The 21,024-nt window shown below is 59.7% G+C and carries 20 protein-coding genes; 6 read left to right on the top strand and 14 right to left on the bottom strand.

Going from position 1 to position 21,024, the window contains the following annotated elements:
* Positions 1 to 106: 106 nt before the first annotated feature.
* On the bottom strand, positions 107 to 322 hold the full coding sequence (gene rpsU, locus ACGSLL_RS05400; protein ID WP_002551877.1) for a 30S ribosomal protein S21: 216 nt from the start codon (positions 320 to 322) through the stop codon (positions 107 to 109).
* Between the two features lie 199 nt (positions 323 to 521).
* Between rpsU and tsaD the strand changes: the two genes are divergently transcribed.
* Positions 522 to 1,547 (top strand): tRNA (adenosine(37)-N6)-threonylcarbamoyltransferase complex transferase subunit TsaD, encoded by a 1,026-nt coding sequence (gene tsaD, locus ACGSLL_RS05395; protein ID WP_394503899.1) that lies wholly within the window; start codon positions 522 to 524, stop codon positions 1,545 to 1,547.
* A 23-nt stretch (positions 1,548 to 1,570) separates the two neighbouring features.
* Here tsaD and plsY read toward each other — a convergent pair whose 3' ends face one another.
* Entirely contained in the window at positions 1,571 to 2,140 is a 570-nt protein-coding gene (gene plsY / locus ACGSLL_RS05390; RefSeq protein ID WP_394503897.1) for a glycerol-3-phosphate 1-O-acyltransferase PlsY, read from the bottom strand.
* Positions 2,141 to 2,214: 74 nt separating this feature from the next.
* Here plsY and folB point away from each other — a divergent pair, with 74 nt between their 5' ends.
* Complete coding sequence (gene folB, locus ACGSLL_RS05385; RefSeq protein ID WP_394503894.1) at positions 2,215 to 2,571, top strand: dihydroneopterin aldolase; 357 nt, start codon at positions 2,215 to 2,217, stop codon at positions 2,569 to 2,571.
* Positions 2,562 to 3,080, top strand: coding sequence for a 2-amino-4-hydroxy-6-hydroxymethyldihydropteridine diphosphokinase (gene folK, locus ACGSLL_RS05380; RefSeq protein ID WP_394503892.1), 519 nt, complete (start codon positions 2,562 to 2,564; stop codon positions 3,078 to 3,080). The genes folB and folK overlap by 10 nt, the downstream gene beginning before the upstream one ends.
* Before the next feature lie 96 nt (positions 3,081 to 3,176).
* On the opposite strand, the gene ACGSLL_RS05375 is transcribed toward folK, so the two are convergent.
* From ACGSLL_RS05375 to ACGSLL_RS05325, 11 genes are all read right to left on the bottom strand, one after another.
* Positions 3,177 to 4,406 (bottom strand): multifunctional CCA addition/repair protein, encoded by a 1,230-nt coding sequence (locus ACGSLL_RS05375; protein ID WP_394503890.1) that lies wholly within the window; start codon positions 4,404 to 4,406, stop codon positions 3,177 to 3,179.
* 64 nt (positions 4,407 to 4,470) lie between these two features.
* Positions 4,471 to 6,033 carry a SpoVR family protein gene (locus tag ACGSLL_RS05370; RefSeq protein ID WP_394503888.1) on the bottom strand — a complete coding sequence of 521 codons (1,563 nt, stop codon included), beginning with the start codon at positions 6,031 to 6,033 and terminating at the stop codon, positions 4,471 to 4,473.
* A complete protein-coding gene (locus ACGSLL_RS05365) occupies positions 6,030 to 7,301 on the bottom strand; it encodes a YeaH/YhbH family protein (RefSeq protein WP_090286856.1) in 1,272 nt (423 codons plus the stop codon). The genes ACGSLL_RS05370 and ACGSLL_RS05365 overlap by 4 nt, the downstream gene beginning before the upstream one ends.
* A gap of 117 nt (positions 7,302 to 7,418) precedes the next feature.
* Positions 7,419 to 9,341 carry a PrkA family serine protein kinase gene (locus tag ACGSLL_RS05360; protein ID WP_090286853.1) on the bottom strand — a complete coding sequence of 641 codons (1,923 nt, stop codon included), beginning with the start codon at positions 9,339 to 9,341 and terminating at the stop codon, positions 7,419 to 7,421.
* Positions 9,342 to 9,636: 295 nt separating this feature from the next.
* The gene (gene glpE, locus ACGSLL_RS05355; RefSeq protein WP_394503885.1) at positions 9,637 to 9,966 is read right to left on the bottom strand and encodes a thiosulfate sulfurtransferase GlpE; all 330 of its coding nucleotides are present in this window, start codon (positions 9,964 to 9,966) and stop codon (positions 9,637 to 9,639) included.
* Positions 9,967 to 10,000: 34 nt separating this feature from the next.
* Positions 10,001 to 10,882 carry a symmetrical bis(5'-nucleosyl)-tetraphosphatase gene (locus ACGSLL_RS05350; RefSeq protein WP_394503883.1) on the bottom strand — a complete coding sequence of 294 codons (882 nt, stop codon included), beginning with the start codon at positions 10,880 to 10,882 and terminating at the stop codon, positions 10,001 to 10,003.
* Positions 10,882 to 11,262 (bottom strand): Co2+/Mg2+ efflux protein ApaG, encoded by a 381-nt coding sequence (gene apaG, locus ACGSLL_RS05345; RefSeq protein WP_394503881.1) that lies wholly within the window; start codon positions 11,260 to 11,262, stop codon positions 10,882 to 10,884. Before apaG ends, ACGSLL_RS05350 begins: the two co-directional genes overlap by 1 nt.
* A gap of 113 nt (positions 11,263 to 11,375) precedes the next feature.
* Positions 11,376 to 12,194 carry a 16S rRNA (adenine(1518)-N(6)/adenine(1519)-N(6))-dimethyltransferase RsmA gene (gene rsmA / locus ACGSLL_RS05340; protein ID WP_394503879.1) on the bottom strand — a complete coding sequence of 273 codons (819 nt, stop codon included), beginning with the start codon at positions 12,192 to 12,194 and terminating at the stop codon, positions 11,376 to 11,378.
* Entirely contained in the window at positions 12,191 to 13,180 is a 990-nt protein-coding gene (pdxA, locus tag ACGSLL_RS05335; RefSeq protein ID WP_394503877.1) for a 4-hydroxythreonine-4-phosphate dehydrogenase PdxA, read from the bottom strand. The genes rsmA and pdxA overlap by 4 nt, the downstream gene beginning before the upstream one ends.
* A complete protein-coding gene (gene surA / locus ACGSLL_RS05330) occupies positions 13,177 to 14,499 on the bottom strand; it encodes a peptidylprolyl isomerase SurA (RefSeq protein ID WP_208939535.1) in 1,323 nt (440 codons plus the stop codon). The genes pdxA and surA overlap by 4 nt, the downstream gene beginning before the upstream one ends.
* Positions 14,474 to 17,296 carry an LPS-assembly protein LptD gene (locus ACGSLL_RS05325; protein WP_394503874.1) on the bottom strand — a complete coding sequence of 941 codons (2,823 nt, stop codon included), beginning with the start codon at positions 17,294 to 17,296 and terminating at the stop codon, positions 14,474 to 14,476. Before ACGSLL_RS05325 ends, surA begins: the two co-directional genes overlap by 26 nt.
* A 130-nt stretch (positions 17,297 to 17,426) precedes the next feature.
* Between ACGSLL_RS05325 and ACGSLL_RS05320 the strand changes: the two genes are divergently transcribed.
* Genes ACGSLL_RS05320 through ACGSLL_RS05310 form a run of 3 tightly spaced genes read left to right on the top strand, consistent with a single transcriptional unit; the run spans position 17,427 to position 19,883 of the window.
* On the top strand, positions 17,427 to 18,446 hold the full coding sequence (locus ACGSLL_RS05320) for an aminoglycoside phosphotransferase family protein (protein ID WP_394503872.1): 1,020 nt from the start codon (positions 17,427 to 17,429) through the stop codon (positions 18,444 to 18,446).
* Positions 18,443 to 19,114, top strand: coding sequence for an N-acetylmuramate alpha-1-phosphate uridylyltransferase MurU (murU, locus tag ACGSLL_RS05315; protein ID WP_394503870.1), 672 nt, complete (start codon positions 18,443 to 18,445; stop codon positions 19,112 to 19,114). Before ACGSLL_RS05320 ends, murU begins: the two co-directional genes overlap by 4 nt.
* Before the next feature lies 1 nt (position 19,115).
* Positions 19,116 to 19,883: a TerB family tellurite resistance protein gene (locus ACGSLL_RS05310; protein ID WP_394503868.1), complete on the top strand. Its 768-nt coding sequence runs from the start codon at positions 19,116 to 19,118 to the stop codon at positions 19,881 to 19,883.
* Between the two features lie 124 nt (positions 19,884 to 20,007).
* Here the strand turns inward: ACGSLL_RS05310 and ACGSLL_RS05305 are convergent, their stop codons facing one another.
* Positions 20,008 to 20,997, bottom strand: coding sequence for an alpha/beta hydrolase family protein (locus tag ACGSLL_RS05305; protein ID WP_394503866.1), 990 nt, complete (start codon positions 20,995 to 20,997; stop codon positions 20,008 to 20,010).
* Positions 20,998 to 21,024: the final 27 nt, after the last annotated feature.

The raw sequence follows: 21,024 nt of genomic DNA, 5'->3' as shown, positions 1-21,024 counted from the left end.
TCGCATCTGCGGCGTCGACGATGAAGCATCAAGCGTTTTACGCAAATGCCATTAGCCCGGCAGTGAGCCGGGCTTAGGCAAGAAGCTTGCTACGAACGTCTGTGTATTAGTACAGACGAACGGCGCGGCGCTGTTCGCGCTGAACTTTCTTGGCGTGACGCTTGACAGCAGCTGCTGCCTTGCGCTTACGCTCAGAAGTTGGCTTCTCGTAAAATTCGCGGCTACGAACTTCAGCCAGTACACCGGCTTTTTCGCAGGAGCGCTTGAAACGACGCAGAGCTACGTCGAAGGGTTCGTTCTCTTTTACTTTGACGGCTGGCATCCAGAGCTACCTTCATTCATTACCGGGGTCAACATCCTCGCGGCAAAAGAGCACTTGAAGACGTCGGTTTTTAAGGGTTGCGGATGTTAACCCCTCATCGCTCGGAATGCAAAGCCTCTGATCGAAAACCGCTGGTCGGGGCATCCCGCGGCGACTATTATGCGCGCCTTCGAATTCAGCCTAAACAAGGCGCAAACCCATGCTAGTACTGGGATTAGAAACCTCCTGCGACGAAACCGGCGTCGCATTATATGACAGTGAACGCGGTCTGCTGGCCGACGCGCTGTTCAGCCAGATCGACCTGCACCGCGCTTACGGCGGCGTAGTGCCCGAGCTGGCCTCGCGTGACCACGTCAAACGCATGCTGCCCTTGATCCGTCAGGTGTTGGCCGAGGCCGACTGCGTGCCCACCGAGATCGATGCGATCGCCTATACCGCAGGTCCTGGCCTGGTCGGGGCGTTGCTGGTCGGTGCTTCCTGCGCCCAGGCGCTGGCGTTCGCTTGGGGCATTCCGGCGCTCGGCGTGCACCACATGGAAGGCCACTTGCTGGCGCCGATGCTGGAGCCGAAACCGCCGCAATTCCCGTTCGTCGCTTTGTTGGTTTCCGGTGGTCATACGCAGCTGGTTCAGGTCGACGGCATCGGCCAATACAGCCTGCTCGGCGAGACACTTGACGATGCCGCCGGCGAAGCGTTCGACAAAACCGCAAAAATGATGGGCCTCAATTATCCGGGCGGACCCGAAATCGCCAAATTGGCGGAGAAAGGAGTCGCAGGACGTTTCACCTTTCCGCGTCCGATGTGCGATCGCCCGGGTCTGCAATTCAGCTTCAGCGGTCTGAAAACCTCTGCTCTCAACGCCTGGCAGCAATGCGTGGGCGCCGGGGACGACAACGAGCAAGCCCGTTGCGACATCGCGCTGGCGTTCCAGCAGGCCGTGGTGGAGACTTTGACCATCAAGTGCAAGCGCGCACTGAAACAGGCGGGCATGAAGCGTCTGGTGATCGCCGGCGGCGTCAGTGCCAACAAGGCTTTGCGGGTTTCCCTGGAAAAAATGCTCGGTGATATGAAGGGCGATGTGTTTTATGCGCGCCCGGAATTCTGTACCGACAATGGCGCAATGATCGCCTTTGCCGGATGCCAGCGGCTGAAGGCCGGTCAGCAGGAAACCCTGGCGATCAGCGTGCAGGCGCGCTGGCCGATGGAGCAGTTGTCGGCGTTGTGATGAACGATGCTCGGCGGCGTTATTTAGAAATGCCGTTCGCGCCCGGCAAACAGGTCGCGTAGATTGCCGCGGTGGCGCCAGACGATCAGCAGCGTCAGTGCGCTCATCGGCAGCAGCGCTGCCGGTTCCTGCCAGGCCAGCAATGGCAGGGTCAGCGGCGTGGCAATCAGTGCCGCCAGCGAGCTGGTGCGGGTCAGGTAGAACGTCAGCAGCCAGGCGCAAACGGCCAGCAGCGCGGCGGGCGGATACAGCCCCAGTAGCATGCCGGCAGCAGTGGCGACGCCTTTGCCGCCACGGAAGCGGAAATACAGCGGGAACAGGTGACCGATCACGGCGCACACGCCGACCCACGCCTGGTCCTGCACCGAGAGGCCCGCAGCCGCTGCGATCAGTACCGGCAGCAGGCCTTTGCATAGATCACCCAGCAGGGTCAGGATCGCCAGTTTGCGACCGGCCAGGCGCAGCATGTTGGTGGCGCCGGCATTGCCCGAGCCACTCATTCGCGGATCCGGATTTCCGGTCAGGCGGCTGAGCAAAATGGCGAAGGACAGCGAGCCGAGCAGGTAGGCGAGAGTCGCCAGTAACCAAAACATGCTAACTATTCCGGGCGAGGACGCCCTGATTCTAACGGCGCATTGCGCCCTTGTCGTGCAGCGGAGAGAAGTGCTTGGACAGAGTGTTTATCGAGGGCCTGGAAGTCGACACCGTCATTGGTGCCTATGACTGGGAGCGCGGCATCCGCCAGTGCCTGCGACTTGATCTGAGCTTCGCCTGGGACAATCGCCCGGCCGCCGCCGGTGACGACCTGACCCTGGCCCTCGACTATGCCAGTGTTTCCGCGCGCATTCAGGCGTTTGCCGAGCAGGCACAGTTTCAGCTGGTCGAGACATTCGCCGAGCGTCTGGTTGAAGTGCTGATGGGCGAATTCAATATCACCTGGGTGCGGCTGAAATTGACCAAGCCTGGCGCGGTACCTGCGGCCAAGGGCGGCGTGGGTGTGGAGATCGAGCGCGGATGTCGCTGACTCAGGTCTATCTCGGGCTCGGTAGCAATATCGACCGCGAAACCCATTTGCGCGCCGGGCTCGACGCTTTGGCGACGTTTCTGGTGGATATCCGCTGTTCGGCGGTGTTCGAAAGTCAGCCGGTCGGTATCAAGAGCGGTCCGTTTTTCAATTTCGTGGTGTCGGCGCAGACCGACCTGCCGCTGATGGAACTGGATCGGCGACTGAAATTCATCGAGGCGGACAACGGCCGCTATGCCCCGGATCGCAAAGGCTTGCCGCTGGATATCGACGTGCTTTTGTATGGCGATCTGACCGGTAATTTCGATGGGCTGGTGCTGCCACGGGCGGAAATTTTGAAAAATGCGTTCGTGCTGTGGCCGTTGTCACTGATTGCTCCGGATCGGGTTCATCCGGGTGTAGGCAAAACTTTTGCAACGCTATGGGCCGAGGCGCAGATTGATCAGGTGCTGGCGCCGGTGGGGTTTGAGTGGCGAGGGCAACAGCTTACGCCTCCGGATTTGCGCTGAGTTCAAGGGCGCCATCGCGAGCAGGCTCACTCCTACAGAGGAACGCGTTCCAAAATGTGAGAGTGAGTCGCCTCCGGGCTGTGGTCCGACGAAGCTTTATGCAGTCGCCGCGTCTTTATAGGCTTTCAACACCTTTAGTCTTTCGCGCTTCAGCGCTTCGCCCAGCGCCGGTCCCGTGAATCCCTTTTCCAGCAACGGCTGCACCGCTACGCCGCGCGCTGCGGTTGCGGCGCCGCGCAGATAATCTGCCTGTGGATAACTTCGCTGTTCCAGACCTTTGCGTCCACGAGCGTCCATTTCGCAGGCTGCAATAAACTCTTCAAAACGCTGCGGGCGGCGATACACATCGAAACTCTGCAGCAACTCCAGCAGTGTCGAAGCCTTCAATTCCAGCGCCCGGTGACCATGGGTGTGGTAATGGCCGACCAGCAGTGCCAATTCCTGGCAATCCTTTGGTGCCTTGAAGCGCTCATTGACTGCTTTGATCAGCTTCAATCCGCTGTGCTCGTGGGCAATGTGTCGAGGCCACTCTTCTTGCGGCGTCAGTCCTTTACCGAGATCGTGCAGCAGACAGGCCCAGCGTACCGTCAGCGGTTGTTTGTGCAGCGCGGCCTGTTGCAGCACGCTGAGGGTGTGCAGCCCGGTGTCGATCTCCGGGTGGTGTGTTTCCGGCTGCGGCACGCCGAACAGTGCGTCGACCTCCGGCATCAGCACGTTCAACGCGCCGCAGTCACGCAGCACCTGAATGAACACCTGCGGCTGATCTTCCATCAAGGCTCGGGAAATTTCCTTCCAGCTGCGCTCAGCGGTCAATGCCTGCAGTTCACCGGAGGCGCTGAGCTGGCGCATCAACTCCACGGTTTCTGGCGCAACGGTAAAGCCAAGACCGGCATAACGCGCGGCGAAGCGGGCAACGCGCAGCACACGCAAGGGATCTTCGGCGAATGCCGGGGAAACATGGCGCAGGATTCGCGCTTCGAGATCGCGCTGGCCATGGTATGGATCGGTCAGATTCTGCTGATCGTCTTCGGCCATGGCATTGATGGTCAGGTCGCGGCGGACCAGGTCTTCTTCGAGGGTAACTTCAGGGCTGGCGTAAAACGTGAAACCGCCATAACCGCGGCCACTCTTGCGTTCCGTACGGGCCAGGGCGTATTCCTCGCCGGTTTTGGGGTGCAGGAATACCGGAAAATCCGCGCCAACCGGGCGAAAGCCCTGAGCGAGCATTTCTTCGGTCGTTGCGCCGACGACGACCCGGTCGATATCGGTGACCGGCAACCCCAACAGGCGATCGCGTACCGCGCCGCCAACCTTGTAAACCTGCATAAAAAAACCTCCGTTTGCCTGACAGGATAACCCTTGTGTCGGACTTTCGGAGGTCAGAACCGGCTCAAAGGTGAATCACGGCCAGATCGAGTCGACCGTAATCGCCTTCGCTGTGTTCGCTGCGAGGCGGAACGTGATGGGTTTTCATGATCTGATCGCCCTGCAGGGTTTCCAGGTGAATGTCGAAACCCCAGAGTCGGTGCAGGTGTTTGAGCACCTCATCAGTGGAGTCGCCCAGCGGTTTGCGGTCGTGCTGCTGATGGCGCAGGGTCAGCGAACGGTCGCCGCGGCGATCAATGCTATAGATCTGCACGTTCGGCTCACGATTGCCGAGGTTGTACTGCGCCGCCAGGGTTTCGCGGATGATCCGATAGCCGCTTTCATCATGAATGGCAGGCACGAGCAGATCGTCTTTCTGATCATCGTCGAGAATGCTGAACAGTTTCAGGTCGCGAATCACTTTCGGCGAAAGGTACTGCAGGATAAAACTCTCATCCTTGAAGCTGCTCATGGCGAACTTGATGGTCGACAGCCAATCGGTCCCGGCGATTTCCGGGAACCAGCGACGGTCCTCTTCGGTAGGCTCCTCACACATGCGCCGAATGTCACGATACATGGCAAAGCCCAGTGCGTAAGGGTTGATGCCGCTGTAATAGGGGCTGTCAAAACCCGGCTGGAACACCACACTGGTGTGCGAAGTGAGGAACTCCATCATGAAACCGTCGGTGACCAGCCCCTCGTCGTACAGATCGTTCATGAGGGTGTAGTGCCAGAACGTCGCCCAGCCTTCGTTCATCACCTGAGTCTGGCGTTGTGGATAAAAGTACTGGGCGATCTTGCGCACGATCCGCACGATCTCGCGCTGCCAAGGTTCCAGCAGCGGCGCGTGCTTCTCGATGAAGTAAAGAATGTTTTCCTGCGGTTCGGCGGGGAAGCGAGCGCTGTCCTTGTCGCTGTACTTGTCCGCGCCTTTGGGGATGGTGCGCCACAGATCGTTGATCTGCTTCTGCATGTGCTCTTCGCGATCCTTCTGCCGGCGCCGCTCTTCTTCGGCCGAGATCGGATAGGGACGCTTGTAACGGTCGACCCCGTAGTTCATCAGTGCATGGCAGGAATCGAGCAGGTCTTCTACCGCATCGATGCCGTGGCGCTCCTCGCATTGCATGATGTACTGCTTGGCGAACACCAGATAGTCGATGATCGAGCTGGCATCGGTCCAGGTGCGGAACAGGTAGTTGCCCTTGAAGAAACTGTTGTGACCATAACAAGCGTGCGCCACCACCAGCGCCTGCATGCAAATGGTGTTCTCTTCCATCAGGTAGGCAATGCACGGATCGGAGTTGATCACAATCTCGTAGGCCAGGCCCATCTGCCCGCGGCTGTAGGATTTCTCGGTGCTGAGGAAGTGCTTGCCGTAGGACCAGTGGTGGTAACCCAGCGGCATGCCCACCGAAGCATAGGCGTCCATCATCTGTTCGGCGGTGATCACTTCGATCTGGTTGGGATAGGTATCCAGCGCATAGCGGGCCGCAATCCGAGCGATCTCGCGGTCGTAGGTCTGGATCAGCTCGAACGTCCATTCCGAGCCGGTGGAAATGGGTTGGCGCTTCTGCTCTTTGGCGGTCATGTCACTAACCTGCGCTGGAAGAGTTCACGGAAGACCGGATAGATATCTCCGGCCGAGACCAGTTGCTGCTGGGCAAACGTGTCAGAAAAGGCTTCGGCGATGCGTTCATATTCGTACCACAAGGCCTGATGTTCGCGCGGGGTAATCTCCACGTAAGTGTAGTACTGCACGAACGGCATGATCTGGTTGATCAGGATGTCGCGGCAGATCGGCGAGTCATCGTTCCAGTTATCGCCGTCGGAGGCCTGAGCGGCATAGATGTTCCACTCGTTGCTCGGATAACGCTCGGCCATGATCTCCTGCATCAGTTTCAACGCGCTGGAAACGATGGTGCCGCCGGTTTCCCGCGAGTAGAAGAACTCTTCCTCATCGACTTCCCGGGCGCTGGTGTGATGGCGGATGAACACCACGTCGATCTTGTCGTAGTTGCGCTTGAGGAACAGGTACAAAAGGATGAAGAAGCGCTTGGCGATGTCCTTGGTCGCCTGGGTCATCGAGCCGGAAACGTCCATCAGGCAGAACATCACGGCTTTCGAGCTGGGGTTCGGTTGCTTGATCAGCAGGTTGTACTTCAAGTCGAAGGTATCGAGGAATGGCACGCGATGGATGCGCGCGCTGAGTTTTTCGATTTCCGCTTCCAGTTCCTGAATATCGCCGAAGTTGTCCGGCTCTTCGCGTCTCAGACGTTCAAGTTCCGCTTTGACTTCGCGCAGCTTGGCCCGGCTGCTACCGGACAGGGCGATACGCCGCGCATGGGCCGAGCGCAGGGTACGGATGATGTTGATGCGTGACGGGTTGCCTTCGTTGCTGATCCCGGCGCGCACGGTCTTGAAGGTGTCGGTGCCGCTGAGGTTGCGCTTGACCAGGTTCGGCAGTTCGAGGTCTTCGAACATGAATTCGAGGAATTCTTCCTGGGTGATCTGGAAGACAAACTCGTCCATGCCCTCGCCGGAGTTGCCGGCCTTGCCCGGACCGCGTCCGCCACCGCCGCCCGGCGGACGGGCGATGTGTTCGCCGGCGGTGAATTCCTTGTTGCCCGGATGAACCACGGTCTGTTTGCCGCCGCGGCCGTGGTGAAGCACCGGTTCGTCGATGTCGCGACCGGGAATGCTGATCTGTTCGCCGTGTTCCATATCAGTGATGGAACGCCGGCTGACCGCCTCTTCGACGGCCTTCTTGATGTGGTCACGGTAACGCCGCAGGAAACGCTGACGGTTCACCGTGCTCTTGTTCTTGCCATTGAGGCGTCGGTCGATCACATAGCTCATAGGCCCCTCCGGGGAGCTTCAAGTTTTGAGCTGCAAGCTGCAAGTAGAAGCGAGTGGCCCTGATTCAGGGGTTGAGCGCTCTTTCTTGCAGCTTGTGGCCTGTAGCTTGCAGCTGCCTCACTGCGACTTGCGGACCCGCAGGTACCATTCGGACAGCAGTCGTACCTGTTTATCGGTGTAGCCACGTTCAACCATGCGTGTAACGAAGTCGTTGTGTTTTTGCTGATCCTCTTTGCTGGCCTTGGCGTTGAAGCTGATGACGGGCAGCAGGTCTTCGGTGTTGGAGAACATTTTCTTCTCGATGACCACCCGCAATTTTTCGTAGCTGAGCCACGTCGGGTTCTTTCCGTTGTTGTTGGCCCGGGCGCGCAGGACGAAGTTGACGATCTCGTTGCGGAAATCCTTCGGATTGCTGATGCCGGCCGGTTTTTCGATTTTCTCCAGTTCTTCGTTCAGCGCGACGCGATTGAGGATTTCGCCGGTTTCCGGATCGCGGTATTCCTGATCCTGAATCCAGAAGTCCGCGTAGAGCACGTAGCGGTCGAAGATGTTCTGACCGTATTCGCTGTAGGACTCGAGGTAGGCAGTCTGGATTTCCTTGCCGATGAATTCGATGTAGCGCGGCGCGAGGTATTCCTTCAGATAACGCAGATAGCGCTCGCGGGTCTCGGCCTGGAACTGTTCCTGTTCGATCTGCTGTTCCAGCACATAAAGCAGGTGCACCGGGTTGGCGGCGATTTCATGCGGATCGAAGTTGAATACCTTGGACAGAATCTTGAAGGCGAAGCGGGTCGACAGGCCGTTCATGCCCTCGTCGACACCGGCAGAGTCGCGGTATTCCTGAATCGACTTGGCCTTCGGATCGGTGTCCTTGAGGTTTTCGCCGTCGTAGACGCGCATCTTCGAATAGATATTGGAGTTTTCCGGCTCCTTGAGACGCGACAGCACGGTGAACTGCGCCAGCATCTTCAGGGTGTCCGGCGCGCAGTGCGCCTTGGCCAGAGAACTGTTGAACAGCAGTTTGTCGTAGATCTTCACTTCGTCGCTGACACGCAGGCAATACGGCACTTTGACGATGTAGATCCGGTCGATAAAGGCTTCGTTGTTCTTGTTGTTGCGGAAGGTGTGCCACTCCGACTCGTTGGAGTGAGCGAGCAGGATCCCGGTGAACGGGATCGCGCCGAGGCCTTCGGTGCTGTTGTAGTTACCTTCCTGTGTAGCCGTCAGGAGCGGGTGCAGCACCTTGATCGGTGCCTTGAACATTTCGACGAATTCCATCAGGCCCTGGTTGGCCCGGCACAGCGCACCGGAATAGCTGTAGGCGTCGGCGTCGTTCTGTGGGTATTCCTCGAGTTTACGGATGTCGACCTTGCCGACCAGTGCGGAAATGTCCTGGTTGTTTTCGTCACCCGGTTCGGTCTTGGCCACGGCAATCTGATTAAGGATCGACGGATACAGTTTGACCACGCGGAACTGGCTGATATCGCCGCCGAATTCGGCCAGGCGCTTGGTCGCCCACGGCGACATGATGGTATTGAGGTAGCGCCGCGGGATACCGAAATCTTCTTCGAGGATCGCGCCATCTTCGGTGGCGTTGAACAGACCCAGTGGCGATTCGAATACCGGCGAACCCTTGATCGCATAGAAGGGCACTTTTTCAATCAGCTGTTTCAGCTTCTCGGCCAGGGACGATTTACCGCCGCCGACGGGGCCGAGCAGATAAAGGATCTGTTTCTTCTCTTCCAGGCCCTGAGCGGCGTGGCGGAAATACGAGACGATCTGGTCGATGCATTCTTCCATCCCATGGAAGTCTTCAAAGGCCGGATAGCGGCGGATCACCTTGTTGGAAAAGATGCGCGACAGCCTCGAGTTGGTCGAGGTGTCGAGCAGTTCCGGTTCGCCAATCGCCAGCAGCAGACGTTCGGCAGCGGATACATAGGCGCTGCGATCCTTTTTGCACAGTTCCAGGTATTCCTGCAGAGAGAATTCTTCCTGGCGTGTGGATTCGAAGCGTTGTTGGAAGTGGCTAAAGATACTCATGACGTCACCTCGCTCGATACGTGGAGCCGACGCCGGATCACTCAGTCGATGCTGGCAACAGCCACAGTGGCAGCCGTTGTTTACCCCCCAGAACTCTCCCGCAGTGGACAACCACGGAAGCTACTCCCGATGACCCGTGCGCCGGTGTACCGGCTCTCCCCTGTTTTGGATGGCCTGCGCTTAAGGATAGTTGGGAATTCGAGAGGTAAAGGCGAGATACGTAATTAGTTGTGGCAGACCGTTCGTCTGCCTCGCGCAGGCCCGCGGAAGCCGGGGGCTGCGCGTGACAAAAAAATTATTCGGCGCTGCCTTGCGCAGTTTCCGAAGGATAGGTCGTACGCCACAGCTCAAAGCCACCGTCCATGCTGTAGACCTCGGAAAAGCCTTGGCTGATCAGGTAGGCCGCAGCGCCCTGACTGGAATTGCCGTGGTAGCAGACCACAACGGTCGGTGCATCGAGGTCGGCGCCCTGAATGAAAGCGTGCAGCGAATGATTGTCCAGATGCTTCGAACCGCTGATGTGCAGGGCGGCAAAAGTCGCCGGGTCACGCACGTCGACCACGACGGCGCCTTGTTCACGAAGGGCCTGGGCCTGTTCCGGGGGGATGCGTTTGAACTCGGTCATGACAGTGTTCCTGTTGCTCAACTGATAACGCAGTCTAACGCGGCGCGTTGACTGGCGAAGTTTCGGGATCAAGCGGTGCGACTGACGGAGCGAGTCCGCCGCGTTCATCGCATTTGCACGACAGGCGTTCACCGCTGTCGACGTTCATCAGGGTCAGGCTGCCACCCCAGACACAACCGGTGTCCAGCGCCGAGATACCCGGTTCGTGGATGTTGCCCTCCAGCGCCGCCCAATGGCCGAAGATGATGCGCAGGCCGCGGGTCTTGCGTTCCTTGTGCTGAAACCACGGTTTATAGCCTGGCGGCGCGGCATCGAGACCTTCCTTGCTCTTGAGATCGAGCTTGCCTTCGGCGGTGCAGAAACGCATGCGCGTGAAATAGTTGGTGATGACGCGCAAACGCTCGACGCCTTTGAGATCGCTGTCCCATTTCGCCGGATCGTTGCCGTACATGCCGTCGAGAAACGCCGGCAACATGTTGTCATCACGCAATGCCGTCTCGACTTCGGCGGCGCACTTCAGGGCGCGGCGCAGCGACCATTGCGGTGGAATACCGGCGTGAACCATGGCGACATCGCGTTGCTCGTCATAGTGCATGAGTTTTTGCTGGCGTACCCATTCGAGCAGTTCGGCACAGTCCGGCGCTTCGATGATTTCACGCAAGGTGTCGGACTTTTTCAGACGCTCGATGTTTTTCGCGGCAGCGAGCAGGTGCAGATCGTGATTGCCCAGTACGCAGACCAGTGACTCGCGCATGCCATAGAGAAAGCGCAGGGTTTCCAGCGATTGCGGGCCACGATTGACCAGATCACCTACCAGCCATAGACGGTCAAGCTGTGGATCGAACGCCACTTGCTTGAGCAGGCATTTGAGCGGTTCGAGGCAGCCCTGCAGGTCGCCGACGGCGTACGTCGTCATCAGTGCAGGGCTCCGGGCACGGCAAGGCGGAACGGTTTGATGATCGCGTCGAAATGCTTGCCGTCGTCGGCGACCATTTCATAGGAGCCCTGCATGGTGCCGACTTTGGTGGTCATTACCGTGCCGCTCGTATATTTGTGGCTCTCGCCAGCGGCGATCAGTGGCTGCTCGCCGACAACGCCTTCACCGCGGACTTCTTCGACATGGCCGTCACCGTCAGTGATCACCCAGTGCCGGGACATAAGCCTGGCGGGAATCTGACCGTTGTTCTGCACAGTGATGGTGTAGGCGAAAGCGAAGCGGTCATTTTCGGGTTGCGATTGTTGTATCAGGTAGCGGGTGACAACGCTGACATCAACCTTATAACGGGAATCGGACATGCAAAAAGGCCTTAACGAAGCGGAACGCGGGGCGTAGCTGATGGGGATTCAGTCTAGGCAAGTATCGGGCAGTAAACCAGAGTGGTGTGCTACCCGATAGCGTTCATCGCCGGTCAGTCGGCGGCAGGGGCGGCCGGGACTTGTATGGCGAGCTGGTCGGCCAGGCGCACGAATGCGGCCAGGTCCAGTTGCTCGGGGCGCAGGCTGCCGTCGACGCCGGCGGCTTCGATTTCGGCATTGCTGAGCAGTTGCTTGAGGGTATTGCGCAAGGTTTTGCGGCGCTGATTGAACGCTTCGCGTACAACACGCTCCAGCAACTTGTGGTCCTTGGCCGGGTGCGGCAGCACGGCGTGCGGCACCAGACGAACGATCGCCGAATCGACTTTCGGCGGCGGGTTGAACGCGCCCGGGCCGACATTGAACAGGTGTTCGACGCGGCAGTGGTACTGAACCATGATCGACAGACGACCCCAGTCACCACCGCCAGGGCCTGCGGCCAGACGCTCGACTACTTCTTTCTGCAGCATGAAGTGCATGTCGCGAATGATGCCGGCGTTGTTCAGCAGGTGAAAAATCAGCGGCGTCGAGATGTTGTACGGCAGGTTGCCGACTACGCGCAGGCTGTTCGGAGCGGCGTTGAGCGTGTTGAAATCGAACTTCAGCGCATCGCCCTGATGCAGGTTGAAGTTGCTCTTGCCGGCAAACTGCTGGTTGAGGATCGGGATCAGATCCTTGTCCAGTTCCACGACATCGAGCTGCGCGCCGGAGGACAGCAGACCGGCGGTCAGTGCGCCCTGGCCCGGGCCGATTTCCAGCAGACGGTCGTCAGTCTTGGCATGGATGGAGCGCAGGATGCGGTCGATAACGCCGGCATCGTGCAGGAAATTCTGGCCAAAGCGTTTGCGCGCCTTGTGTTGGTATTGCTCGTTCATAAACGGGTCTCGGCCATCTGGTAGGCGGTTTCCAGGGCGACTTGCAGGCTGCCGGTGTCGATCTTGCCGCTGCCGGCCAGATCAAGCGCGGTGCCGTGGTCGACCGATGTGCGGATGATGGGTAGGCCCAGCGTCACGTTGACGGCTGCGCCGAAGCCTTTGTACTTCAGCACGGGCAGGCCCTGGTCGTGGTACATCGCCAGCACTGCGTCGCAGTGCTCCAGATATTTGGGGGTAAACAGAGTGTCGGCAGGCAGCGGGCCACGGAGGTCCATGCCCTCGCCGCGCAGGCGTTCCAATGTCGGTTCGATGATGTCGATTTCTTCACGGCCCAGATGACCACCTTCGCCGGCGTGCGGGTTGAGTCCGCACACCAGAATCCGTGGCTGGGCGATGCCGAATTTGTTTTGCAGGTCGGCATGCAGGATGCGCGTAACCTGCTCCAGCCGCTCCGGTGTGATCGCGTCGGCAATCTCGCGCAGGGGCAGGTGAGTGGTGACCAGTGCCACGCGCAAACCGCGTGTGGCGAGCATCATCACCACTTGCGCGGTGTGAGTCAGGTCAGCGAGAAATTCGGTGTGCCCGGAGAACGCAATGCCTGACTCGTTGATCACGCCCTTGTGCACGGGTGCGGTAATCATCCCGGCGAAGTCGCCGTTCAGGCAGCCGTTGCCGGCGCGGGTCAGGGTTTCGAGGACGAACGCCGCGTTGGCCTTGTCCAGTTGCCCGGCGACCACGGGGGCGCTCAGTGGCGTATCCCAGACATACAGGCTGTCGGCGGGCGCCGGAGCGTCCGGCCAGTTATCAGGGCCAACATCCAGCAGATCGACAGCCAGCCCCAACTGCGCGGCCCGCTCAAAGAGCAGGTCGCGGCTGGTGATGGCGATCAGGGGGTGTGGCTGGGCTTGCGAGGCGAGCAGCAGGCACAGGTCGGGACCGATGCCGGCTGGTTCGCCGGGTGTCAGCGCGAAACGCTGGGGTTTCACTGCGCTGCCTGGTCTGCACCAGGAAGTTTGATCTCTACGTACGCTTCGTCACGGATCTGACGCAGCCAGGTTTGCAGCTCTTCGTCGTATTTGCGGTTACGCAGGACGGTCATGGCTTGCTGCTCACGGGCCTGTTCAGTGCTGTCGGTGGCGCGACGGCCGAGGACTTCCAGAACATGCCAGCCGTATTGGGTCTGGAATGGCTTGGACAGTTGACCTTGCGGGGTCTTGGCCATCACTTCGCGGAATTCCGGAACCAGTACGTTCGGATCGATCCAGTTGAGATCGCCGCCGTTGAGCGCCGAACCCGGGTCTTCGGAGTAATTTTTCGCCAGGGTGGCGAAATCTTCCCCGGCGGTGATGCGCTCATACAGCGACTTCACCAGCGCCTCGGTCTTGGCTTCGTCGCGAATCGGGCTCGGTTTGACCAGAATGTGACGAACATGCACTTCGTCGCGCATCTGCGCTTCGCCGCCACGTTTGCCCAACAGTTTCAGGATGATGAAACCGCCCGGCGTGCGTGCAGGTTGAGTGATGTCGCCAACGGCCATGCTGCTCAGCTCACGGTCGAACGGCGGTGGCAGTTGTGCGGCTTTACGCCAGCCCATGTCGCCGCCTTCCAGTGCGTTGTCGCTACCGGATTTGGCCACGGCCATCTGACCGAAGTCGGCGCCTTGCTTGAGCTGCTGGTAAACCTCCATGGCCTGACGCGCGGCGCTCTGAATGGCTTCGGAGTTGGCGCTTTCCGGGGTCGGAATCAGGATGTTGGCCAAGTGCAGTTCTTCAGACAGTTGCATCTTGCCCAGGTCGGAGGCGAGGAAGTTCTTCACTTCCTGCTCGGAGACCTGAATGCGTTCTGCCACACGACGCTGACGCACGCGGCTGATGATCATCTCGCGGCGGATCTGGTCGCGGGCGTCGTCATAGGACAGGCCGTCGCGCGCCAGAGCCGCACGGAACTGGTCAATGCTCATGTTATTGCGCTGGGCAATGGTACCGACCGCCTGGTTCAGTTCTTCATCGGTGATGCGGATGCCGGAACGTTCACCGATCTGCAACTGCAGGTTTTCGACGATCAGGCGCTCGAGCACCTGTTGGTCCAGCACGCCCGGAGGCGGCAAGCCGCCGCCACGCTTGGCAATGGTCTGCTGCACTTCGTGAACACGCTGGTCCAGTTGGCTCTGCATGACCACGTCGTTGTCGACGATCGCTACCACTTTGTCGATGGACTGCACGGCGGCGTTGGCCGCCGTACCCAGGAACAGCGCGCCCAGCATCAGCGGGCGCAGACAATCAGAAAGCTTGGTCTTCACGTTCACGATAACCTTGAATGCCTTTGTCGAGGAAGCTCTCTACCTTGGCGCCGGTGAGGCCGCCGAGTCCCTTCAGAACAATTTGGAGGAAGACGCCATGGTCGCCTTTTTCGTTTTGCGGAGCTTCCTGGCTGAACTCGTCATAGGAAACCCAGTAACGGTTGATCAGGCGCAGTTTCCAGCAGCAGTTGTCGTACTCGAAACCGCCGAAGGCTTCCAGCGTGCGGTTGCGGTTGTAGTCGTACTGCCAGCGGCTGATCGCGTTCCACTGCGGAACGATCGGCCAGATGACCGAGAAATCATGCTGCTGGATCTTGTAGTAGTCCTTCACGTAGCCAGGGGTGCCCGGCGTGCCGTAATCACCGCCGCCCACCGACCATTTGCCGGTGTTCTGATCGTAACGAACCTGGTCATTGCGATAGCGATAGCCGGCGTTGATGACCTTGTTCGGATTGTCGGCTGGCTGGTAGTGGAACATCGCACTGCCGGAGCGAGGGCTGCGGCTGTCCGGGTCCCAGTTGTAATCAGCCGTGGCGCGCCAATCGCGGTTCCAGCGGTATTCATATTCCAGAGCGTATGGCGAAACGTTTGACTTGGCATCGTCACGGGTTTTCGCATCGATACCCGGCAATTGGACTTCACGATCCTTGAAGTACAACGCCTGACCAACACTGATGCGCTGGCGCTCGAAACCGTTGTCTTCGATCCAGCGGCTGGTCACGCCCAGCGACAATTTGTTCTCGTCGCCCACACGATCAGCACCGGTAAAGCGGTTGTCGCGGAACAGTGAGGAATAGCTGAACGTGGTTTCGCTGGTGTCGAAGACCGGAATGTCTTCCTGGTCCACCTCAGGTACATAGAGGTAGAACAATCGCGGTTCCAGGGTCTGACGGTAGTTCTTGCCAAAGTACGAAGTGTTGCGGTCGAAGTACAGGCCACCATCGATGCTGGCGATTGGTACGCCGCGGTTCTGGTTGCTGTCGAATTCGCCGTTGAGCTTTTTCTGCTCGGCGGTCAGCGCATCGATCTGCGATTTGCCGGTGTTGTCCAGATCAAGCTGGTACTGAGTGTACTGATACTTCAGCGATGGCTTGAGGAAGCCATACGTCCAGTTCATCGGCAGGCTGACACCCGGCTTCAGATTCAGACGGTCGCCGTTGGCGCGGGCGAGGCCGGTAATGTTGTTGTCCAGACGCGGAGTGCCTACAGTGCCGTTAGCGTTGATCGGCCCGCCATCTTTATCCACGTAGTTACCCGTCAAAAGATCACGATCGAAACGAACCAGCTCGGTCTCGTAATCGAAGTTCAAGCCTTCAGGGTGGTAGGGCAGTTGACCGTTGAAGGTGATCTGCGGCAAACGACCATAAGGCGTAATGTTGGAAACGGTCGCCAGCTGGTACTGCTGAGCATTCAGGCGTGCGGTATAGCTGTCACCACGGTAGGTGACTGCGCCCTGCTGATTCACGTAGTCAGAGCTTTTCACACCGATCTGGTCGGTCTGCAGATCCTGGAAGTAATACGGATCGCTGATCTTGGTGTAGTCAACTTCGGTGAGCACGCGGGAGTCGAGACCGCCCTTGTGCTGCCAGTTGTACATGTAGCGAGTCTTATCGTAGTCAGTCTGAGCTTTGCGATCGTCATCCTCGTCATTGAGGTAAGCCGCACCGAACTGACCTTCGCTCGACTTGGTCAGATAGCGGAATTCGCCTTCGACCAGCATGCCGCGCTTGCTCATGTAGCGCGGGTACAACGTGGCGTCGTAGTTCGGCGCCAGGTTGAAGTAGTACGGCGTGACCAGCATGAAGCCGGTATCGCTGCCGCTGCCGATGGTCGGCGGCAGGAAGCCCGACTGACGACGGTCATCGATCGGGAAGTAGATGTACGGCGTGTACAGGATCGGTATGTCCTTGACGCGCAATGTCACGTTGGTCGCAGTACCGAAACCGGTGGCCGGGTTCAGGGTGATGTTGTTGCCCTTGAGCTGCCACGCGTTGCTGTTCGGTTCGCACGTGGTGTACGTGCCGTCCTTCAAGCGGATGATCGCGTTCTCGGCACGCTTGGCGTACAGCGCGTTACCGCGGATGCGTGATTTGTGCATCACGTATTCGGCGTTGTCGACCTTGGCTTCGCCGGTGTCGAGCTGCACATCGGCGTGGTCGCCGACGATCAGCGCGCCGTTGTCGCGAATGCGTACGTCGCCATTGAGTTCGGCGCGGCTCTCGGCCTGATACAGGCTGGCCTCGTCGGACTCGACCTGCATGCTGCCCTGACGCAGGACGACATCACCGGCCAGCGTACCGACTTGATCATCGGTGTTATAGCGCGAGGCTTTTGCGCCGATAAAGGTCGGAGCATCGCTTTTGTTCGTCTTGTCGTTCATGCCAGGACGAGTCGGCTCGATGTAGGCGCCGGAGCAATAAGGCCCCGTCTCGGCCAGTTGGGCGGCGGTGAGCTTCTCGCGCGGGACCCAGTCGAGGTGACTGTAGTCTTCGCTACGGGATTTCAGACCGCGGCCCTTGGCTTCGGTGACGAGTGCGGTTTTCGGGCCGGTGTCGGCCGTCGAACCGTTCTCGCTCGGCGCCTCGCCGGTGGCGCTGACGGCACTGCCGTCATGCACCGGGCGCGGCGGCAACGCAGCGGCCGGTGATTTGGGCGCACAGTCCCAACCACCCGTAGCCGAGACGGAGCAGTCATACTGCTCGGCGGCAACAACGAATTGACTGGCCAGAGGTTGCATAGCCAGCAGACTGCCGGTTACCAACAACGGAAATTTTTTACGAAACGCGGGGGATTTCAATGCCATCTTATTAGTCCGGGCTTCCTGCGTGCCATCTGCCCGCGGTGTGGGCCGCACGCCTCTCGATGGTCTGAAAAAGATGCTGGATAATAAAGCATGACCCGCTTGACGGCTAGCGCCGTCGGAGACCCTTGCAATGCCTGACCAAGATGTACGCTTGCAACACCTGAAAGTTTGGCTCGATGAGCAGTTGGCGAATCTGTTTGCACAACAGGGCTGGGGCTCCGTGCCCCCGGCCACGTTGACCGCGGCCAGCAGCGACGCGAGTTTTCGCCGTTACTTCCGCTGGGAAGGTGAGGGTCGCAGCTTCGTCGTGATGGACGCGCCGCCGCCGCAGGAAAACTGCAAACCGTTCGTGGATATCGCCTTTTTGCTGGCGAAATCCGCAATCAACGTGCCGAAAATTTATGCCGAAGACCTCGAACGCGGTTTTCTTTTGCTCAATGACCTGGGCAACCAGACCTATCTCGACGTGATCGATGGCGAAAATGCCGACGCCTTGTTCGATGATGCGTTGCAAGCCTTGCTGGCTTTTCAGCAATTGCCGATGGTTGCGCCACTGCCGAGCTACGACGTTGCCTTGCTGCGCCGTGAGCTGGAACTGTTCCCCGAGTGGTATGTGAAGCGCGAACTCGGTGTCGAGTTCGATGCGGCTCAACAACAGCAATGGCAGCACATCAGCGATCTGCTGATCGACAGTGCCCTGGCCCAGCCGAAAGTGCTGGTACACCGCGACTACATGCCGCGCAACCTTATGCTCAGCGAGCCCAACCCTGGCGTGCTGGATTTCCAGGATGCGGTCTACGGCCCGGTGACCTATGACGTCACTTGCCTGTTCAAGGACGCCTTCCTCAGTTGGCCTGAAGAACGCGTGCACGGATGGTTGAAAAAATACTGGCAGCAAGCGCTGGCGCTGAATATTCCGGTGCAGGCCGATTTTGACGATTTCCTGCGCGCCAGCGACCTTATGGGCGTGCAGCGTCATCTGAAAGTCATCGGTATTTTCGCGCGCATCTGCCACCGCGATGGCAAGCCACGTTATCTGGCAGACGTACCGCGCTTCTTCTCTTATATAGAAGCGGTGATTGCCCGTCGTCCCGAACTGGCGGAACTGCAAGCGCTGTTCAGCAGCTTGCGTGCTGGAGCGACGGCATGAAGGCAATGATTCTGGCGGCAGGCAAAGGCGAGCGCATGCGCCCGCTGACCCTGACCACCCCTAAACCACTGGTGCGTGCCGGCGGCGTGCCGTTGATCGAATATCACCTGCGCGCCCTCGCGGCGGCTGGCTTCAACGAGATCGTGATCAACCACGCTTGGCTCGGTCAGCAGATCGAAGACCATTTGGGGGATGGCTCGCAGTTCGGCCTGAGCATCCAGTACTCACCGGAAGGTGAGCCACTGGAAACCGGCGGCGGGATTTTTCGTGCGCTGCCGCTGCTCGGTGACGATGCGTTTCTGGTGGTCAACGGTGATATCTGGACCGATTACGACTTCAGCGTCCTGCATCAACCGATCACCGGACTGGCGCATCTGGTACTGGCCGACAATCCGGCGCATCACCCCAACGGCGATTTCTCTCTGGACGACGGCAAGGTGCTGGACGGCCAGCCGAATGCACAGACCCTGACTTACAGCGGCATCGCCGTGCTCCATCCGCAATTGTTCGACGGCTGCAGCGATGGCGCCTTCAAACTCGCGCCGCTGCTGCGCAAAGCCATGGCGGCCGGCGAGGTCAGCGGCGAGCGTTTGAAAGGGCACTGGGTGGATGTCGGCACACACGAGCGTCTGGCCGAAGCTGAAACCTTGATAAAAGCGAGTCGCTGACATGTTGTGGCCAGGGACTCTGATTGGAGCCGGAGCGGGTTTTGCAATTGCCAGCATTCCGGGGGCCATGCTTGGAGCGTTGTTGGGGCAGGCGCTGGACCGGCGCCTGAATCTGCAGAGCTGGGGGCATTTGCGGGAAAGACTCGGCGGTCGGCCGATGTTGCGCAACGACGAGCTGTTGTTCGTGTTGCTCGGGCGGCTGGCCAAAAGCGACGGTCGAGTGACCGACGGGCATATCCAGCAGGCGCGCAATGAAATGCGCGCCCTGGAAATGAGCGAGCCGGCCACGCGTCGAGCCATTGCTGCGTTCAACCGTGGCAAGTCGGGCAGCGACAATCTGCGCGGTTATCTGCGCCGTCTGAGCGCGCAGCCGCATGCCACCGAAGGTGTGTTACGCGCCTGCTGGCGGATGGTCTGGGCTGATGGTCGCGCTGGTGTCAGTGAACGTGAGCTGCTGGCGCAGTGGGGCAAGTGGTTGGGCTGGACGCCGCAGCAGGTACAGGCGCTGGCCAGTGATTACGAGCCGGGCAAGCGGCCGATCGTCAGCGCGGCGGTGAGTTATCAGGAAGCGATGAAGTTGCTCGGCGTCTCGGCGAGCAGCGAACCGGCGCAGATCAAGCGCGCTTATCGGCGCCTGCTCAGTCGCCATCATCCGGACAAGATCGCCGGCAGCGGGGCGTCAGCGGCGCAGGTGCGCGAGGCGACCGAGCGTACTCGCGAACTGCATAACGCCTATACATTGATTCGCGAGCGGCGAGATTTTCGCTAGTCGTCAGATGTGTGTGGTCTGATCTGGCCCCTTCGCGAGCAGGCTCGCTCCCACAGTGGATTGTGAACGCAGATCCAATGTGGGAGCGAGCCTGCTCGCGAATGAGGGCAACTCGGTTTAACAGTCAGTCCGCGCTCTGCGGGTTCAACCATCCCCGTACCCGACGCAGCAGCTGCTCCTCCTCGGCCTTTTTGTCCGGCAATGCCTTGAGCGCCACCTGGCTGAACGCCGAAGTCTTCAGGCGTTTGCTCGCCTGCATGCGCTCCAGTGCGGCGTTGCGATCCAGCGGCTTGTCCATGTAGAAAATATCTACGGTCGGCAGCTTCAAGGTCGGCGTTAGCTCGGCCAATGGCGGCAGGGCCTTGGCCGGTGCCTGCGCATCAACCATGACGAACTTCTCGACTTGCGCCGTTTGCTTCTCGCTCAGATAGCGCCCCGCCCAGTAAGCGCCGGTGCCATGGCCGAGCACGACGATGCTGCGCGCGCTCTGCTGTTCGGCGTAGGCAATCGCCGCGTCGATGCGCGCGAAGATCCGTTCGGCGTCAGCCCGGGATTGTTCCTCGGTGGTTTCGGCGACGACCTGATCGGCGACTTCGGCTTCGCCACCCGCGGCCTGTTCGATCGGCTGCGCGGTGGTTGAATCCTTGCTGCCGGACTCAGGCGCTTTCGGCGCCGCGGCGGGCTCGATGACCCGCGGTGCGATGGCATCGCTTTGCAGGTCGGGCAGGGTGATACTCAGGCTGCTCCATTGCGCGTTCGGCAGTTTGCGCCGCAACGGGCCGATTGCCTGGGGCCAGTCTGCGGTTTCGCCGGCACCGGGAATGATGATCACCGCGCCCTTGGGTTCGGCCGTGTTGGCCGGTTTCCACAGTGCCAGGAAGGTTTCGCTGCCGGCCTGCAGTTGTTGTTGCTCCTGCGCCGGCAAGAGACGTTCCAGTGCAGCGGCTTCTTCCTGACTACGCTCAAGCAAGGGCTGGCGTTCGACCGGTTTCTCTTCGGCGGGTTTTTCTGCCGTGGCGGCAGGCGCCGGATCGGCGGCTTCGACGGAAAACGCACAAGGCAGGATCAGCGACAGGCACAATGCTGGCATTGCCAGGCGATTAACAAAGGGCATCGGTTATTCCAGGCCAGAAAGTTTCCC

This window comes from Pseudomonas retamae, from assembly GCF_043496865.1.
In the GTDB taxonomy this organism is placed as follows: domain Bacteria; phylum Pseudomonadota; class Gammaproteobacteria; order Pseudomonadales; family Pseudomonadaceae; genus Aquipseudomonas; species Aquipseudomonas retamae.
The sequence above is the reverse complement of the archived record's forward strand: the minus strand, read 5'-3'. Positions and strand labels throughout refer to the sequence as shown.

Coding starts and splice junctions, on each gene's coding strand:
- ACGSLL_RS05305 (WP_394503866.1), bottom strand. CDS start 20,997: ATGCCCTTTGTTAATCGCCTGGCAATGCCAGCATTGTGCCTGTCGCTG.
- ACGSLL_RS05375 (WP_394503890.1), bottom strand. CDS start 4,406: ATGCAGGTTTACAAGGTTGGCGGCGCGGTACGCGATCGCCTGTTGGGG.
- ACGSLL_RS05310 (WP_394503868.1), top strand. CDS start 19,116: ATGTTGTGGCCAGGGACTCTGATTGGAGCCGGAGCGGGTTTTGCAATT.
- ACGSLL_RS05320 (WP_394503872.1), top strand. CDS start 17,427: ATGCCTGACCAAGATGTACGCTTGCAACACCTGAAAGTTTGGCTCGAT.
- rpsU (WP_002551877.1), bottom strand. CDS start 322: ATGCCAGCCGTCAAAGTAAAAGAGAACGAACCCTTCGACGTAGCTCTG.
- ACGSLL_RS05325 (WP_394503874.1), bottom strand. CDS start 17,296: ATGGCATTGAAATCCCCCGCGTTTCGTAAAAAATTTCCGTTGTTGGTA.
- ACGSLL_RS05370 (WP_394503888.1), bottom strand. CDS start 6,033: ATGACCGCCAAAGAGCAGAAGCGCCAACCCATTTCCACCGGCTCGGAA.
- rsmA (WP_394503879.1), bottom strand. CDS start 12,194: ATGAACGAGCAATACCAACACAAGGCGCGCAAACGCTTTGGCCAGAAT.
- plsY (WP_394503897.1), bottom strand. CDS start 2,140: ATGTTTTGGTTACTGGCGACTCTCGCCTACCTGCTCGGCTCGCTGTCC.
- ACGSLL_RS05365 (WP_090286856.1), bottom strand. CDS start 7,301: ATGAGCTATGTGATCGACCGACGCCTCAATGGCAAGAACAAGAGCACG.
- tsaD (WP_394503899.1), top strand. CDS start 522: ATGCTAGTACTGGGATTAGAAACCTCCTGCGACGAAACCGGCGTCGCA.
- folK (WP_394503892.1), top strand. CDS start 2,562: ATGTCGCTGACTCAGGTCTATCTCGGGCTCGGTAGCAATATCGACCGC.
- ACGSLL_RS05350 (WP_394503883.1), bottom strand. CDS start 10,882: ATGACGACGTACGCCGTCGGCGACCTGCAGGGCTGCCTCGAACCGCTC.
- glpE (WP_394503885.1), bottom strand. CDS start 9,966: ATGACCGAGTTCAAACGCATCCCCCCGGAACAGGCCCAGGCCCTTCGT.
- apaG (WP_394503881.1), bottom strand. CDS start 11,262: ATGTCCGATTCCCGTTATAAGGTTGATGTCAGCGTTGTCACCCGCTAC.
- murU (WP_394503870.1), top strand. CDS start 18,443: ATGAAGGCAATGATTCTGGCGGCAGGCAAAGGCGAGCGCATGCGCCCG.
- ACGSLL_RS05360 (WP_090286853.1), bottom strand. CDS start 9,341: ATGAGTATCTTTAGCCACTTCCAACAACGCTTCGAATCCACACGCCAG.